This window comes from Burkholderia plantarii, from assembly GCF_001411805.1.
Lineage (GTDB): Bacteria > Pseudomonadota > Gammaproteobacteria > Burkholderiales > Burkholderiaceae > Burkholderia > Burkholderia plantarii.
The window spans coordinates 2,653,515-2,668,106 of sequence record NZ_CP007213.1; the positions used below are offsets into that span (position 1 = coordinate 2,653,515).

A 14,592-nucleotide genomic window follows, 5' to 3' on the forward strand; every position below is an offset into this window, starting at 1 on the left:
AACTTGAGGGGTGGCATGCGACTTTTGCCGAGACCGCGGGTTTACGACGGCAACGGCGGCGTTGCCGGACCGGCTGAAACGGCGCCATGCCAAGACTGGCGGGCCGGACAGCCGGGGCGGCAGGCCGCTGCCGCGCCGCCGGGACGGGCGCGCCGCGGCGGCGCGCAGGCCGGTCGGATTGATTTTCCCACTCGCGGCGGCGCCGGTTTTCCGGCCGCCTTCGCATGGATTTCATTCGAGGGCGCAAACGATTTACCGGCGCCAATTCGAAGTGTAATATGGCCCCGTCAAGCCGGAATGCGAATCTGCCGGTCGTCGGCGATAACGGAATGACTCATCAAGCAAGACAACCATATGACGTTGGCAAAATAATTATTTTCGTTTAGTGTTGCCGGCCGCTACCGGGCGCGCGGCGCGAACGTCATGTGTCGGCGGTGGGGGAACCGGCTTCGGCCGTGGCGCGGCCTGCCGGTGACATGCCGGCGCCCCCCCGGAACCGCCATGTCGTTTCAAGGAAAAGGATCGGTCGACGCGACCGGGCGAACCCGGGCAACCGTCACCCGGTACCGCGCCGGCGCCCGCGGATGCGGCGAGCGCCGGTGCCGGCCGGTCGTGCCGCCTGCGCGTCAGCCCACCTTGATCCAGTTGCCGCCGTCCTGCCGGTACTGGATCCCGCCGTTCTCGAGCCGCACCTGCAACCTGCTGTCGTCCAGCCGCACCTGTGTCTTGATGCCAAGGGTGGCCATCAGCTCGAGGAAGAAGTTTTTCAACTCCTGCCCGTTGCTCTCCCAGACGGCGATGCACCCGATGCAGGCGCGCAGGTTGCCTTTCGGCGCCATGATCGTGCGGATCTGCTCGAGCACTTTCGTCTCGTCCTTGAAGATCGGGTCGCCGTGCTCGTCGACGATCGACAGATGGATGGCGCGCACCAGGTTCGGCTTGCCCGGCGTCTGCTCGACGAGCGAGATGCAGCTCGTCATCGCGCCGAAATCGATTTGCGTGGCATCTCCCCACCTGCGCTCGCTGACCGTCAGCGGCGCGGCACCTTCTACTTTCGTGATGACATAGGCCATGGTTTCCTCGCGTGATTCGATGGGACTGCCGTTGGCGGGCGCGACGTGTTCGGGAAAACGAACCGGCGGGCCCCGCCGCTCACCGCCCCCATCCGGCCCGGCGGGCCGGCGGGTCGTGTCGATGCGTGCCGGGTGACCGCGCGCGGGGCCGAATCGAGCCGCCGGGCGAAGCTGCCGCGCGCAACAGCGACGCCGGCATCGATTCAATGCCTGCCGCCGCGTGCCGTACCGCCGCCCGCGCCTGCCGTCCTGCCCGCGATCGCGTCGTGCGGCACGACCAGTGTGCTGACCGCGTGCGGGCCGGAGTACTGCCACAGCTTGTCCCAGTACGATCCGAGCATCTCGCGCACGGCCGCCTCGCCCTCGATCAGGTAGTTGAACTCCGACAGCGAGCCCGGATACAGGTTGTCGGAGCCGACCACGTAGATCTCGTCGTCGACGATCATGATCTTCGCGTGATTGCCGGGCGCCGACGCGACTTTGTCATAGTAGTAACCGCTCGCATTGAACACGGAGAACGCGGCGCTGCCGATGATGCCCTGGCTCGGCGGGCTGTCGGCCAGCGGCGGCCGCTTCAGCGTGGCGGTATAGCCTTCCGGCGACAGGTCGGGCCATGCATAGGTCAGGCCCTCGGCCGTCTGCGTCTCCAGTACGCGGTCCGTGTAGTAGAACGGCGCGACGTGCAGCCTCTTCAACGCCGCCCTCGCGCGCGCGAGGTCCGGATCGGGCAGCAGGCGGTCGGTCTCGGCGCAGTGTGTCATGTAGTACTCGATCAGGTCGAACGTGCGCCGCGCGCCGGAGCCGAACGAATACTGATCGCCCTCCTCTCCGGCGCCGCCGTCCTGCGGCGACACCACCACCCGCACCTGCAGCTCCGGCTTCGCGAGCAGCGCGGCCATCAGCCATCGGCACACGACGTGGTCCGACCACTTCTTCTTCCACGCGCTGATCAGGTCCATCTGCGACATCAGGATCGTGCGTTCGGCGCCCTCGATCAGCGTCCTCTTCATGATCTCGGACGCGTCCTTGTATTCGCTCTTCATGTTCGGTCCCGTCCAGTACTTGCCGACCGCGAGCATGCGGGTCGAGCGCCGGTATTCGTGAAACCCGGCATAGCCCGTATCGACGACGCGCTCGGGAAACACCGGCCTGGCGAGATCGATCAGCGTCTGCTGGTCGCCGCTGCCGGCGCCGCCCCCGTCCGCCGGCGGCGCGGCGGCGGGGCCGCCCTGCTCGCCGGACTCGTGCAGACTGATCAGCGCTTCCTGGCGCTCCTTGATGTAGGCCTTGGCGTCGGCCTCGTCAAGCGGATCGGGCTGTTTGCGACGATCGTCGTCGTCGCGCTGCCACGTCATGGCCGTGACGTCGAGCGTCTCGCACGTCAGCAGGTCCTTGCCGCACGCCCACATCTCGTTCAGGAACCGCTGCGCCCCCTCCGCCGCGGCGCCATGCACGATCACCGACACGTCGTGAACCGGCGGATAGCTGCGGAACAGGTCCATGTTCAGGTTGTGTCCGCCCACCAGCGCCTCGCTGCCGTCCATCGCGATGATCTTCGCGTGATTCCAGGTCATCTTCGTATCGTCGTCCGAGATGAATTCCGGCGGGAACAGCTGCGCCTTCAGCGACGACACGACACCCGCCCTGAGCCGGTAAAAACGCCCGAGCCAGATTTCCGGCATCTGTTCCCAGCTCGCCTTGCGGCTTCGCACCAGCCGCAGCAGCCCGGCCCTGAACGCCGTATAGACGGGCGGCAGCGAGACCGTATGGAGCGGCGTCTGCCCGAACAGGAAGCGGAACTGGATCGGCCGGGTGCGCCCCATGCGCTGGCTCAGCGCCGTATCCATCGCGCCGAGCACCACGCGGCTCCAGTCGGGGTCCGGGCTGTTCAACGATGCCAGGTCGCAGCGATAGCGCGACTTCTGGACGATCTCGTTGATGGCGCGTTCGAAGTCCGCCTGCCGCTCGTGCGCGCGCGGCATGACCTCCGGGCCGAACGCCCTGCCCCAGGTGCCGGGCGTATCGAGGATCCTCACGTAGTTCGGCTCGCTGATGTGGCTGAAGTACCCGGGGCGCTGCTGCGTGATCTGGTTCTGCACGTCGTCGATCTTGCTCATCGTGGCGATCTCGTCGAGGGAAGGGGTTGGCCGGGTCGGTGCCGCCGCGCGGCGCGGCGGCACCGGGCTACAGGAACGTCCAGTTCACCCAGCCGGCGCCGGTGCGTTCCGGCGTGACCGGATAGGAGAGCGTGTAAGGCGGATCACCGACCACGTCCTCGAAGTAGGAGGTTTTCCAGAATGCCCTGCCGCTGCTGGCCGACACCAGCCGCCCGCGATGGGTGCGAATCGCGCCGCCGCCCATCGCGTCGAATTCCGTGTGGTCGGTGTGGATCTGCCGGCGCAGTGCTTCGACGCGCTCGCCCACCTCGCTGCCGGCCAGGAACCGCGTCCCCCACTCGGCCAGATAGGCGCGCGCCATCTTGTAGACGAGCTTCGGCACCGGCGCGACGTGCCGGCCGAGCCTGGCCGGATCGTACTGGCCGTCGCCGGTGGTATTGCCGGCGACCGTGCTGTGCCGCCCGCGGCACGCGTACAGCTTGTATCGCTCCGGTTGCGCCGTCTCGGTGTCGGCTTCCAGCGGGTCGCGAAGCTGGTAGCCGTCCGCCAGCGTGTCCCATTTCTTGCCCAGATGCACCGCATCGGCGCGGCCCGTCATCGGGCCGTTCGGGCGCGGCACCAGCGCCGTGAACCCCTTGTCCAGGTGGTCCCATGCATAGACGCCCACGTAGTGCTCGACGTTGGGCGGCAGCTGGGTCAGGATCCCGTACCAGTTGCCCGGCCCCGGAACCGGATCGATCGCGAAGATATTGACGGGTATCTCGCGAGGGCCATACGCGTAGAGAAACCACGCGGCCATGATCGATTCGACGGCACCGCGGCTATGGCCGATGAAGTTGAAGCGTCGCGCGCCGCTGTCGACGGCGAGATTGGCGCCGTGCAGCGCGAGCGCGGTCGCGCTCCACGCATGCGCCGCCTCGATGTAGGAATGCTGGTTGTCCACCGACGCGTACTTGCGCGCTTCGCGCAGCAGGTCGTCCGGCACCTCGAGCGGCCCGTCGACCCGCAGCGGCTCGCAGAAGCTGCGCAGCTGCGCCCAGTCGTTGTTGCCGACGCCGCGCACGACGACGCTCGACGCGGTGCTGAACAGGTCGCCCGATATCTCGTTGTGGAGCCGCACCGGGATGTAGCCGGTCTCGGGACAGTAGATCCGCCTGTCGCTGCCGATGCGGGTCACCTCCCCCTCGTCGCGCGTGCATGCGGTCCCGCTGAAGCATACGGTGTAGGTGGCGATATCGATAGTTGTACTCATTATTTCTCCGGCCATCGTGCTGGGGAATCGGCGCCGTGCGCCGCGTGCGCTACGTGCCCTTCTTGTCCAGCAGCGCCTGGTACTTCTGCAGGCTCTCGTCGATCTTGTCGAGCGCGATGCCGGCGGCCTCGCCTTCGATCGCCTCGGCGGCGCCGGCGACGATCGCCGCGGTCGCGACGAACAGGTCCGTCAACAGCAGCCCCACCGCGTCCATCGCCATGCCGGGCACGTCCTCGTCGACGGTCTTCTGCGCGAGATCCTTCATCAGCACGCTCTTGCCCGCGATCGCCAGCGAGGTGGTGGCCTCGAAGTAGTTGGCCGCCGCCTGCGCGACCACGCCCCCCGCCTGCGAGATCATCATGTTCGGGCCGACGGCGATCTGCGTCGTCGCGTAGGACGCCGCCTCCGCGTTGATCGCCTGCACGGTCTGCAGCGCGGAACCGCCGCCGCCGGCCGGCGCCGTCATCGAGGGCGCCTTCAGCGCATCGGTGAACCTGCGCAGCCGGTTCGCCGGCCAGCCGCGCCCGCTGCCCTTCTGCGCCGCGGCGGGCGGCACGACCTCGGCCGGCGTCACGGCCTGGGCGGCATCGGTTGCGGCGTTTGCCGGGCTTGCCGCTTTCGGCGGCGTCGGCGGCGCGCCATCGGTGCGTCCGCCCAAAAGACCTTTCATGTTCATGGTTCAGATATCCCCAGAGTCATCGCGTGCGGGTGCGTGGAACCCGTCTACTTGCCGTCCTTCCCGGTGGGCGGCGTGCCGCCCGATGCGCCCTTCGGCGACGCCTCGACCGACAGGATCATGGCCACCGCCTTCGACACCACGGCGTTGGAAATCTGGTTCAACGCCGCCTGCTGCTGCGTCATGTTCTGCGCCGAAATGCCGACTGCCTGGCTGAACATCTGGTAAAGCGTGCCCAATGCCTGGGCCGGGGATCCCGCGACGACGTTGACGTTGGTCTGCGTCACCGCATCGGTTACCTGCTCATTGACTTTGTCTGCCACGAGGCCTCCTGAGATCTCGGCTCCGACATGCGATGGAAGAAGCGGGCGGGCCGGCAGGCCGAGCGACGCCGCGTATGCCGTTAGGAACGCGGCCTGCCGGTGTTCGTGAACGCGCTCAGGCAAGTTCGTCGCGCAACTTCTTGCGCAGCAGCTCGACGCGTTTTCTGGCAAGCGGCTCGTTGATGCCGAGCGTCGCCGCGATGTGCAGATAGGGCCGCTCCTCCTCGAACTTCAGCGTGAACAGCTGCTGCTGATGCGGCGGCAGCGCGGACAGCGCCTGCTCGAGACGCAGCAGCTGCTGCCTGAGCAACAACTGCTGTTCCGCCGACGGCGTATGGCCGGCCAGCTCGACGGCGTGATCGTCGTCCCAGCCCGGGTCGAATTCGAGCAGGCCGTTCTCGCGCAGGCGGCGTCGCGCGCCGTCGAGGAACGCGTGGTTCAGCGCCAGGAAGAGAAAGCCGGACAGGTTCCGGACGCGTTCGGGCGTACGCTGCAGATAGATGTGGACCTTCAGTGCGGTGTCGGACAGCAGCTCGTCGGCACGGTGAATGTCACCCTTGCACAACAGGCGCGCGCGACGCCGCAATTTCCCCTGCATTTCCCGCCAGGTGCGATCAAGCTGCTGGGCCGGGGTCTCGGGCGGCGGAGCAGCGTGCTGGTTCGAAGTGGTCATCCCGTGCGTTCCGTTTTTATTGGGAAACACAGAATCGATTCGACGCCGCAAATCGGCTGTCACCGGCGTAACAAGCTCATTTCGATATTCGTTTTGTGTAAATTTTGTTGATTACCATTACATAACTTTTTAATTCCGGCATAACCCGTTCGCCGTTTCCAGGCGCGCCGCCGGACGTGAACCACGGCCTTGCGATGAACGAGAACGACTGCCGCCGCGAGGCGTTCGCGCGCCGGCGCGCTGCGGCCCAGGTTGCCCGGGCAGTGCCGCCAGGCGCGGCCTGCTCGCCGGCTGGTTCGCCATTTTCCTCATTCATTTTTCACACCGTGCCAAAGGCAGCGTTTTTCGCTAGGTGGCTGCACCGTCAAACAACCTCGCACGGAAAACATGCCTGCCCCCGCTGACGTTCAAACGCTGCGTGACATATCGATACTCCACGGACTTCCCGAAAGCCTGCTCATCCATATCGAGCGGCATGCCACGCACTGGCCCGAGCACGGCAACCGTTTGCTTTTCTTCAAGGGCGACCCCGGCGACTTCATCGCGTTCGTGCATCGCGGCCGCATCTACAAGACCTTGCATGAGCCGGGCGGGCGCGAAATCATCCTCGGCCACTCGATGCCGGGCGAACTCGTCGACGAGAGCGCGCTGATTCACGCGCACCGGCGCAGCTTCACGGCCCAGCTGAGCCCCGACTGCCGCATTTCGCTGCTGCATCGCCAGCATTTCGCGCCGCTGCGCGCCAACGCGGACCTGATGGCGCGCATCCACGAGCAGCTGTGCCGGCACATCCAGCAACTGAGCGACTTCGTCGAATCGGCGTGCCTGTACCGGCTCGACGCCAGGGTCGCGCGCCATCTGTTGAACCGCGTGCAGGAGGGAGATCTCGAGGTGCCGCTGCCGGAGAACCAGAGCATCCTCGCCGCGATGCTCAACGCCAGCCGGCCGCGCTTGAACAGCAGCCTGCAGAAGATGCAGCGCGACGGGCTGATCCGGCTTCACGACCACGGCGTGACGATCGAGAAGCCGGATCTGCTCCGGTACATCGTCGATGCCAATTGACGCGCCCGCCCGCACGTGAGTCGTGCGGCAGCACGGGGGAACGGCGCGCCGACGCGGCGGCGCGCGGTGAAGCTCAGCCGCGCCAGCGGCTGATCGCGCTCACCAGCTGCGCGACGGCGGCCAGCTGCGATGAAACGTTGTCGCTCGATGCGCGTGCCGCGCTGGCCGCGCCCACCGGCGAGCCGGCGTAGAGCTGCATGACGCCGACGGTCGTGGCCGCGAGGTTGGACATCGCCTGATTCGCCTGCATCTGCACCGCGTTGTGCAGCATGATCGACGACGCATGGCTGTTCGACTGCATGAGCGTGCCCAGCGCCACGGCGGGCGCTTCGCCCACCACCTTGACGTTGGCCTGCGTGACGGCATCGGTGATCGCGGCAGAGACGTGTTCCGGCATGTGGTTGCTCCTGATTGGGTCGCCGTCGCGGCAGGGGCGCGGCGAAAGCGTGAATGGGGCGGTTGGCGGCGCGCGACGCGCGGCGCCGTCGATGCGTCGCGGGCGCTCGCCGCCGCGCGCATCGGCACGGCGCCGGGCACCGGGCGGCCGCCGGGATCGGGGCCGCCGCCCGGCGTCGGCGCCGGGTCAAGCGTCAGACAAGCGCCTTGCCGAGCGCGAGCACGTCGGCCAGCACGGACAGCACGCCGCTCGAGCCGATCTCCGTCGCGGCGGCGCCGGCGCTGGCCGACCCGAGCGTGTAGAGCTGCATCGTGCCGACGTTGGTCGAGGTCGGCAGCTGCACCGCCGACTGCGACTGCTGCTGCACCGCGTTCTCGAACAGCACGCTCAGCGAATGGCTCTGGGCCTGGTACAGCGAGCCCGTCGCCATCGCCGGCGCTTCGCCGACCACCTTGACGTTGGTCTGCGTGACCGCGTCGGTGATCGCGGCGTTGACCCCGCATGCCTTGCAGTTGCAGGGGGTCGGCGTGGGGGTGGTCGTATCGCCCATGGTGTTTCTCCTGGTTCGCGGACGGGCGCCGTATCGAAGCGGCGCGGCACGTCCTGTCGGTTGCTCCGGAACGCCGCACGGCCCCTCTCGTCAGGTGCCGGCGGCCATGCGGTGACGCCTTAGCCGTTGGTCATCGCCTTGCCGAGCGCGATCACGTCGGCCAGCACGGAGATGATCCCGTTCGCGCCGATTTCGGTGGCCGCCGCGCCCGCGCTTTCCGGCCCGATCGTGTAGAGCTGCATCGTCCCCACGTTCGTCGACGTCTGCGACTGGATCGCGGCCTGCGATTGCTGCTGCACCGCGTTCTCGAACAGGATGCTCAGCGAATGGCTCTGGGCCTGGTACAGCGAGCCCATCGCCATTGCCGGCGCTTCCCCGACCACCTTGACGTTGACCTGCGTGACCGCATCGGTAATCGCGGGATTGACCTGGCACACTTGGCACGTATCAGTCATTTGTAGCTCCTTGCTTCACGTTGTTGAGAAGTCGCACGTCGGGGCCGGCCGGGTTCCGCGATCTGGCGTCGGCCGCATGACCCGCGTGCTAATCCATGGACGCGGCATCGGGGGCGTCGTGAACGTCGGCGGCCGCATGCGATGCGCTCGCCTTGGTCGATGCGCCCGCTCCGGATGCTTCGGCCGCTCCGGATGCTTCGGCCGCGTCGGTCGCGGCGATCACTTCGGTCGCGGCGATCACGTCGGCCGCCTCGATCACCGCCGGCAACTCGGTCAGGACCACGCCGAAGCTGTGCAGCCGCGCGTCCAGCGCGTCGAGCCGCGCCGCGAGCGAATCGAAGTACTGCCGGAAGCAGGCTTCGATTTCCTGCCGGATCAGGCCCGTCAGCTGTTCGCCGATCAAGGTCAGCGCCTGGCGCGTGCTGTCCTGGATCTCGGCCGCGCCGGCGGCCCCGGCGTCTTCGGCCGACTCCTGCGCGTCGAGCACGCCGGCCACCTTCTGCTGCTCCGATGCCAGCATGTCGAGCGTCGTCTCGTTCTGCGTGTCGATCGTCTGCAGGATGCCGCGCATCTTCTCGTAGGCCTTCTGCTGGTTCAGCTGCAGGAAATGCCTGACCTGCTCGCGCGCTTCCCGCCGCGTTTTCAAGCGCGGCAGCGGCGGGTTCGCGGCGGCGGCCGGCGCGGCCGCGGCGGCGCCGCGGCCGGGCAGCCGCTCGAGCAGCGCTTTTTCCTCGCTCGCTTCGAGCGGCCGTCCCAGCCGCTTCTCCGCGAACTGCCGCAGCAGTGGATCGAGTGCGTCCTGGCTCATGGTTCACACCTCCCTGTCGGCGCGCGGCGCCGCGGCGCCGTGGTGGTCGTGCTGCAATGGATTTCGCATGGGGTTCTCCCGGGAATGGATGTGCGGCGGCCCGGCCGGAAATTTCGGCAGGACCGTTGCAAGGACGAACCGTGCGATGGGTCCGTGAAATCGATCGGCCGCGTCGGGAGCGTGATCACGTTCGTGCATCGCGGGCGGCGTCGGGTTCCGCGCACGCGCCGCGTTCACCGTGCCTCGAGCCGCCGGCTTCCATTTGATCTGGATTCCCTACGATACGAGAGCCGCGGTTCGGCGCGAGCGCGCCCCGACACGCATCGACTGCCTTCCCGCGCCCGGGATTCCGTGCCTCGCCGCATCGCCGGCATGATGGATTCGTATTGAAACGCCGGACACCGAAGCCAATGATTCATTGAACAATCGATTTCACGATTTTCAAATCCCGCCAACCCCGGAATTATCTGAAGCAGTACGTTGCAGCAGATATTCCGAAACTCGACCGCCATCGCAACCAATCGGCCCAAACCCTTGCCACGCAAGGCCAGGCGGCCCACCAACCGCCATTCCAAACCGCCATTCATTTTGTTATTTTTCGATTTCACGGTTCTCATTTGTATTCCTGAATTGATACTAAATCGACTGAATCGGACGCCCCTATAATCCGCCCCGTGCCTCGCAAAACCGCCTTCCCCCGGCACGGCATTCACGCCGGCGGGCACCGCGCATCTGCATGTCAACGTCTCAATCACGGAGTGTGATATGTCGGGACAGCATCATTTTCTTATGACCCCGGGCCCGCTGGCCCTGAGCGACGAAGTCAAGGCGCAGATGCAGTTCGACATGGGCTCGCGCGACGCCAGTTTCAAGCACATCACGGCATCGGTGCGCGAGCGGCTGCTCGACCTGATCGACGGCACCGGCACCCATTCGGTGGTGCCGATCCAGGGCAGCGGCTCCTACGGCATGGAGGCCGCGCTCGCCTCGTTCGTCGCGGCCGGCGACCGGCCGCTCGTCTGCATCAACGGCATCTACGGCGAGCGCATCCTGAAGATCCTGCGGCTGCGCGGCGTGCAGGCCGTGAGCATGACCACGCCGAGCGACCAGCCGCTGTCGGTCGCCGACGTCGCCGCGCAGCTCGTGAAGGATCCCGCGATCACCCACCTCTGCTTCGTGCATTGCGAAACCACCACCGGCGTGCTCAATCCGCTCGACGCGCTGGTGGCGCTGGCCCGCCGGCACGGCGTGCTCAGCATCGTCGACGCGATGAGTTCGTTCGGCGCCACCGACATCAGCGCGCGGCGCACCGCGTTCGACGTGCTGGTGACCTCGAGCAACAAGTGCATCGAGGGGCCGCCCGGCGTGGCCTTCGTGTTCGCCTCGCGCGAGCTGCTGACGCGCCGCGCCGAGCCGGTGAATTCGTTCGTGCTCGACGTGCGCGACCAGTGGCGCAGCTTCGAGCAGACCGACGAGTGGCGCTCCACGCCGCCCACCCATGTGATCCAGGCCTGCGCGAAGGCACTCGAAGTGCTGGCCCGCGAGGGCGTGCAGCGGCGCGGCGAACGCTATGCGGCGGTGCGCGACGAGATCGTGCGCGCCACCGAACGCTACGCCACGCCGCTGCTCGACGCGCAGGTGCGCTCGCCGGTATGCCTGACGCTCAGGGCCGAGGGCGTGATCGACACGCAGCAGGATTTCGACGCGCTCTACGCGCACCTGGCCAATTACAACCTCTACATCTACTCGAAGCTGCACCTGCCCACGCGCAGCTTCCGGATCGGCTGCATCGGCTCGATCCGGCCGGCCTGGATCCAGCTGCTGTCCACCGCGTTTCGCGACTTCTTCGCCGCGGCCGAGCCCGCGCGGAAAGCGCGCCTTCATCCCGAAGCCGAATTCGTCAAAGAGGCCCTGTGACATGTCACGCATTCCCCAGCACGCCGAACTGTCGCGAGATACCGCGCTCCTGCACGCCGGCTACCGGCACGATCCCGTCACCAAGGCCGTGTCGGTGCCGATCTACCAGTCCACGGCCTACGAACTCGACGGTGATCTGGCGAAGATCGCCGACATCTACAACGTGAAGGAAGACGGCTTCACCTACACGCGCATCATCAACCCCACCACGCGCGTGCTGGAGAAGCGCTACGCGGCCGTGGACGGCGCCGGCGACTCGCTCGCCGTGGCCTCGGGCCAGGCCGCCACCTTCCTCGCGCTGGCCAACCTGTCGAGCGGCCGGCCCGGCGACAACGTGGTGGCGTCCAAATATCTGTACGGCAACTCGTGGAACCTGCTGTTCAACACCTTCAAGCGACTCGGCATCGAGGCGCGTTCGGCCGACCCGCGCGAGCCCTCGTCGTTCGAATCGCAGATCGACGGGCGCACCATCGCGCTGTTCGGCGAGACGTTCTCGAACCCGTGCCTGATTCCGCTGCCGGTCCCGCAGCTGGCCGAGATCGGCCGGCGCCACGGCGTGCCGCTGGTGGTCGACAACACCACCACGCCGCTGGTGACGCGCCCCGGCGCGCTCGGCGCGGCCATCACCACCTACTCGGCCACCAAGTACCTGTGCGGCCACGGCACCACGCTCGGCGGCCTGATCGTCGACAACGGCCACGCCGGCTTCGACGATGCCGCGCGCTTCCCGCTGTTCAACGGGCCGGACGAGGCGCACGGCGACATCGTCTGGCGCGACGCGCTGGCCGGGCTCGGCGACCTCGGCGCGAGCGCCTACCTGCTGAAGGCGCGCATGACCTGGCTGCGCGACACGGGCGCCGCGATCAGCCCGTTCGCGAGCTTCCAGCTGATCCAGAGCCTCGAAACGCTGCACCTGCGCATGCAGCGGCACTGCGAGAACGCCGCCGCGGTGGCCGCGTTCCTCGCGAAACATCCGAAGGTGCGGCGCGTGTCGTACCCGGGCCTGGCCACCGGACGCGAACGCGAGATCGTCGACGAACTGGTGGACCGGCGCGTCGGCCACGGCGCGATGATCATGTTCGAACTCGACAACGAGGCCGCCGGCCGCGCCTTCATCCAGAACATCGAGCTGCTGTACCACGTCTCGAACGTCGGCGACGCGCGCACGCTCGTCACGCATCCGGTCTCGACCACGCACACCACCGTGCCGCGCGACAAGCGCGAGGCGGCCGGCATCTTCGACGGCTCGATCCGCCTCTGCGTCGGCATCGAGCACGTCGACGACGTGATCGCCGACCTGCAGCGCGGGCTCGCCGCCGTCTGACGCCCCACCCGCCAAGGAACCCTCGACCATGAACACCTCCCGGAACTGGCCGCTGCGCAACCGGCGCTTCGACACCTTCCCGTTCTCGCGCGACATCACGCGCGAGCTGGCCGAACTGCGGCCCGACAACCTCACCGGCGCGCTCTACGTGCTGAAGGACTACCTGGTCATGCTGGCCTGCGCGTTCGCCACGGTGCATCTGTCGTGGTGGCTCTATCCGCTCGCCGTGCTGATCATCGGCGCGCACCAGCGCGGGCTGACCACCGTCTCGCACGACGCCGCGCACCGCATCCTCGCGCGCAACACGCGCTGGAACCACTTCCTCGGCATCACGTTCGCGGCCTATCCGCTGTTCCAGCGCCACTGGGCCTACCGCGTCTCGCACGTCCACCTGCACCATCCGCATCTGGGCGACCCCGAGAAGGATCCCGACCTGAAGTTCTTCCTCTCGTCGGGCGTCTACCAGGTGCGCGAGCCGCGCGAGTACGCCGCCGCGATCGTCTGGAAGGCGATCCTCGGCGGCGCCACGCTGCGCTACCTGAAGTACCTCTGGCACAACCGCTTCCTGATCGCCGATCGCGACAACAAGGAGATCGACCGGCGCGGCGCGGTGATCGACACCTACGGCTTCGTGGCGTTCTGGGTGGTGGTGATCGCCGGCTTCGCGGCGGCCCACGCGCTGCACCTGCTGCTGCTGTTCTGGATCGTGCCTTACCTCACCACCTTCCAGATCCTCGGCTGGTTCATCGAGATCGCCGAGCATTCGCCGATGTGCGAGACCGAGGTCGACAACGTCCATCTCACGCGCAACCGCAAGGGCAACCTGATCGAGCGGCTGCTGGTGGGTGTCAATCTCGACGAATACCACCTCGAGCATCACCTCTCGCCGGGCGTGCCGTTCTGGCTGCTCAGGCGCGCGCAGCAGATCCGCCTGCGCGACCCCGACTACGCGAAGCTCGCCGCGTCGTGGGGCGGCCTGTTCGTGCGCGGCCCGCAGGGGCAGCCGAGCGTGATCGGCCAGCTGCTCGAACGCAACCGCCGCCTCTACGAGGCACGACAGGCCGGCCAGAGCGCCGCCGCGCCGCACGCCGCGCGGGAGCCGCAATGACCGCGCCGCGCGCCGCGGGCCGCGCGGTGGTGGGCGTCACCGCGAACCGGCTGCTCGACGACGGCGTCCACCGCGAATGGCTGCGGCGGCGCTATCTGGAGGCGCTGGACCGTCACGCCGGCGTCGAGTGCGTGATCCTGCCGACGATCGACGGCGAGCTGCCGTGGGAGGCGACGCTCGCGAAGTTCCGCGAGGTGGTGCTGCGCCTCGACGGCCTGGTGCTGACCGGCGACGAATCGAATCTCGATCCGGCGATCTTCGACGAGAGCCGGCGGGCCTGGCCGCGCGCGGCCGACGACGTGATCCCGGGCTGCCGCGACCGCCCGCGCGACCGGCTCTCGCTGGCCGCGCTGAGCGCCGCCACCGCGCTCGGCCTGCCGGTGCTCGGCATCTGCCGCGGCCTGCAGGAGATGAACGTGTACCGCCACGGCACGCTGCACGACGACCTCGCCGAAGTGAGCCGGGCCGTGGTCCACAGCGAGAACGCGACGCTGCCGCGCGACCAGCAATACCTGCCGGTCCATGCGGCGCGCGTCGTGCCGGGCGGCCTGCTCGCGTCGATCGTCGGCACCGGCGAGCTGCGCGTGAACTCGCTGCACAACCAGGGCATCGCCGAGCCGGCGCCCGGCATCCGCGTGGAAGCGCGCGCCGAGGACGGCGTGATCGAGGCGCTGTCGTACCCGGACCCGGACCCGGCCGCGTTCCAGTTCGCCGTGCAATGGCATCCGGAATGGCATGCGGCCAGCGACGCCACCAGCCAGCGGCTGTTCGCGGCGTTCGGCCGGGCCTGCGACGCCTACCGGCGGCGGCACCGCTGAACGCCCGCGCCCTGCCTTCATGCCGACTGACGGATCACC

17 protein-coding genes are annotated in these 14,592 nt (G+C 67.8%); 5 read left to right on the forward strand and 12 right to left on the reverse strand.

The genetic code is table 11. The annotated features are described in order from the left end of the window. Positions 1-626: 626 nt before the first annotated feature. The 7 genes from bpln_RS27970 to bpln_RS36260 all read right to left on the reverse strand — a co-directional run bounded on the left by bpln_RS27970 (position 627) and on the right by bpln_RS36260 (position 6,430). Positions 627-1,073, reverse strand: coding sequence for a hypothetical protein (locus tag bpln_RS27970; RefSeq protein WP_055140633.1), 447 nt, complete (start codon positions 1,071-1,073; stop codon positions 627-629). A 203-nt stretch (positions 1,074-1,276) separates the two neighbouring features. After that, positions 1,277-3,190, reverse strand: coding sequence for a phospholipase D-like domain-containing protein (locus tag bpln_RS27975; protein ID WP_063891346.1), 1,914 nt, complete (start codon positions 3,188-3,190; stop codon positions 1,277-1,279). A gap of 67 nt (positions 3,191-3,257) precedes the next feature. Then, the gene (locus tag bpln_RS27980) at positions 3,258-4,442 is read right to left on the reverse strand and encodes a hypothetical protein (protein ID WP_055140634.1); all 1,185 of its coding nucleotides are present in this window, start codon (positions 4,440-4,442) and stop codon (positions 3,258-3,260) included. A gap of 49 nt (positions 4,443-4,491) precedes the next feature. Then, positions 4,492-5,112 carry a hypothetical protein gene (locus tag bpln_RS27985; RefSeq protein ID WP_226993695.1) on the reverse strand — a complete coding sequence of 207 codons (621 nt, stop codon included), beginning with the start codon at positions 5,110-5,112 and terminating at the stop codon, positions 4,492-4,494. Between the two features lie 53 nt (positions 5,113-5,165). Next, positions 5,166-5,441: a RebB family R body protein gene (locus bpln_RS27990; protein WP_042628404.1), complete on the reverse strand. Its 276-nt coding sequence runs from the start codon at positions 5,439-5,441 to the stop codon at positions 5,166-5,168. Between the two features lie 115 nt (positions 5,442-5,556). Continuing rightward, a complete protein-coding gene (locus bpln_RS27995) occupies positions 5,557-6,114 on the reverse strand; it encodes an RNA polymerase sigma factor (protein WP_042628405.1) in 558 nt (185 codons plus the stop codon). Positions 6,115-6,190: 76 nt separating this feature from the next. Next, the gene (locus tag bpln_RS36260; RefSeq protein ID WP_148654207.1) at positions 6,191-6,430 is read right to left on the reverse strand and encodes a hypothetical protein; all 240 of its coding nucleotides are present in this window, start codon (positions 6,428-6,430) and stop codon (positions 6,191-6,193) included. Between the two features lie 71 nt (positions 6,431-6,501). On the opposite strand from bpln_RS36260, the gene bpln_RS28000 reads away from it, so the two are divergent. Beyond that, positions 6,502-7,176: a Crp/Fnr family transcriptional regulator gene (locus bpln_RS28000; protein WP_055140635.1), complete on the forward strand. Its 675-nt coding sequence runs from the start codon at positions 6,502-6,504 to the stop codon at positions 7,174-7,176. Between the two features lie 73 nt (positions 7,177-7,249). Here the strand turns inward: bpln_RS28000 and bpln_RS28005 are convergent, their stop codons facing one another. From bpln_RS28005 to bpln_RS36265, 5 genes are all read right to left on the reverse strand, one after another. Then, on the reverse strand, positions 7,250-7,573 hold the full coding sequence (locus bpln_RS28005) for a RebB family R body protein (RefSeq protein WP_055140636.1): 324 nt from the start codon (positions 7,571-7,573) through the stop codon (positions 7,250-7,252). Positions 7,574-7,766: 193 nt separating this feature from the next. Beyond that, the gene (locus tag bpln_RS28010) at positions 7,767-8,123 is read right to left on the reverse strand and encodes a RebB family R body protein (protein ID WP_055140637.1); all 357 of its coding nucleotides are present in this window, start codon (positions 8,121-8,123) and stop codon (positions 7,767-7,769) included. 119 nt (positions 8,124-8,242) lie between these two features. Next, the gene (locus bpln_RS28015; RefSeq protein WP_042628409.1) at positions 8,243-8,578 is read right to left on the reverse strand and encodes a RebB family R body protein; all 336 of its coding nucleotides are present in this window, start codon (positions 8,576-8,578) and stop codon (positions 8,243-8,245) included. An 88-nt stretch (positions 8,579-8,666) separates the two neighbouring features. Beyond that, positions 8,667-9,386 carry a hypothetical protein gene (locus bpln_RS28020; RefSeq protein WP_244132121.1) on the reverse strand — a complete coding sequence of 240 codons (720 nt, stop codon included), beginning with the start codon at positions 9,384-9,386 and terminating at the stop codon, positions 8,667-8,669. A 233-nt stretch (positions 9,387-9,619) separates the two neighbouring features. Continuing rightward, entirely contained in the window at positions 9,620-10,003 is a 384-nt protein-coding gene (locus bpln_RS36265; protein ID WP_148654208.1) for a hypothetical protein, read from the reverse strand. 148 nt (positions 10,004-10,151) lie between these two features. Here bpln_RS36265 and bpln_RS28025 point away from each other — a divergent pair, with 148 nt between their 5' ends. Genes bpln_RS28025 through bpln_RS28040 form a run of 4 tightly spaced genes read left to right on the forward strand, consistent with a single transcriptional unit; the run spans position 10,152 to position 14,553 of the window. Beyond that, positions 10,152-11,303 carry a 2-aminoethylphosphonate--pyruvate transaminase gene (locus bpln_RS28025; RefSeq protein WP_055140638.1) on the forward strand — a complete coding sequence of 384 codons (1,152 nt, stop codon included), beginning with the start codon at positions 10,152-10,154 and terminating at the stop codon, positions 11,301-11,303. Between the two features lies 1 nt (position 11,304). Next, positions 11,305-12,627 carry an O-acetylhomoserine aminocarboxypropyltransferase/cysteine synthase family protein gene (locus bpln_RS28030; RefSeq protein ID WP_055140639.1) on the forward strand — a complete coding sequence of 441 codons (1,323 nt, stop codon included), beginning with the start codon at positions 11,305-11,307 and terminating at the stop codon, positions 12,625-12,627. Positions 12,628-12,655: 28 nt separating this feature from the next. After that, complete coding sequence (locus bpln_RS28035; RefSeq protein ID WP_055140640.1) at positions 12,656-13,735, forward strand: fatty acid desaturase family protein; 1,080 nt, start codon at positions 12,656-12,658, stop codon at positions 13,733-13,735. Next, positions 13,732-14,553 carry a gamma-glutamyl-gamma-aminobutyrate hydrolase family protein gene (locus bpln_RS28040; RefSeq protein WP_055140641.1) on the forward strand — a complete coding sequence of 274 codons (822 nt, stop codon included), beginning with the start codon at positions 13,732-13,734 and terminating at the stop codon, positions 14,551-14,553. Before bpln_RS28035 ends, bpln_RS28040 begins: the two co-directional genes overlap by 4 nt. Positions 14,554-14,592 lie beyond the last annotated feature (39 nt).

Coding starts and splice junctions, on each gene's coding strand:
- bpln_RS27970 (WP_055140633.1), bottom strand. CDS start 1,073: ATGGCCTATGTCATCACGAAAGTAGAAGGTGCCGCGCCGCTGACGGTC.
- bpln_RS27975 (WP_063891346.1), bottom strand. CDS start 3,190: ATGAGCAAGATCGACGACGTGCAGAACCAGATCACGCAGCAGCGCCCC.
- bpln_RS27980 (WP_055140634.1), bottom strand. CDS start 4,442: ATGAGTACAACTATCGATATCGCCACCTACACCGTATGCTTCAGCGGG.
- bpln_RS27985 (WP_226993695.1), bottom strand. CDS start 5,112: ATGAAAGGTCTTTTGGGCGGACGCACCGATGGCGCGCCGCCGACGCCG.
- bpln_RS27995 (WP_042628405.1), bottom strand. CDS start 6,114: ATGACCACTTCGAACCAGCACGCTGCTCCGCCGCCCGAGACCCCGGCC.
- bpln_RS36260 (WP_148654207.1), bottom strand. CDS start 6,430: ATGAATGAGGAAAATGGCGAACCAGCCGGCGAGCAGGCCGCGCCTGGC.
- bpln_RS28000 (WP_055140635.1), top strand. CDS start 6,502: ATGCCTGCCCCCGCTGACGTTCAAACGCTGCGTGACATATCGATACTC.
- bpln_RS28005 (WP_055140636.1), bottom strand. CDS start 7,573: ATGCCGGAACACGTCTCTGCCGCGATCACCGATGCCGTCACGCAGGCC.
- bpln_RS28010 (WP_055140637.1), bottom strand. CDS start 8,123: ATGGGCGATACGACCACCCCCACGCCGACCCCCTGCAACTGCAAGGCA.
- bpln_RS28015 (WP_042628409.1), bottom strand. CDS start 8,578: ATGACTGATACGTGCCAAGTGTGCCAGGTCAATCCCGCGATTACCGAT.
- bpln_RS28020 (WP_244132121.1), bottom strand. CDS start 9,386: ATGAGCCAGGACGCACTCGATCCACTGCTGCGGCAGTTCGCGGAGAAG.
- bpln_RS36265 (WP_148654208.1), bottom strand. CDS start 10,003: ATGAGAACCGTGAAATCGAAAAATAACAAAATGAATGGCGGTTTGGAA.
- bpln_RS28025 (WP_055140638.1), top strand. CDS start 10,152: ATGTCGGGACAGCATCATTTTCTTATGACCCCGGGCCCGCTGGCCCTG.
- bpln_RS28030 (WP_055140639.1), top strand. CDS start 11,305: ATGTCACGCATTCCCCAGCACGCCGAACTGTCGCGAGATACCGCGCTC.
- bpln_RS28035 (WP_055140640.1), top strand. CDS start 12,656: ATGAACACCTCCCGGAACTGGCCGCTGCGCAACCGGCGCTTCGACACC.
- bpln_RS28040 (WP_055140641.1), top strand. CDS start 13,732: ATGACCGCGCCGCGCGCCGCGGGCCGCGCGGTGGTGGGCGTCACCGCG.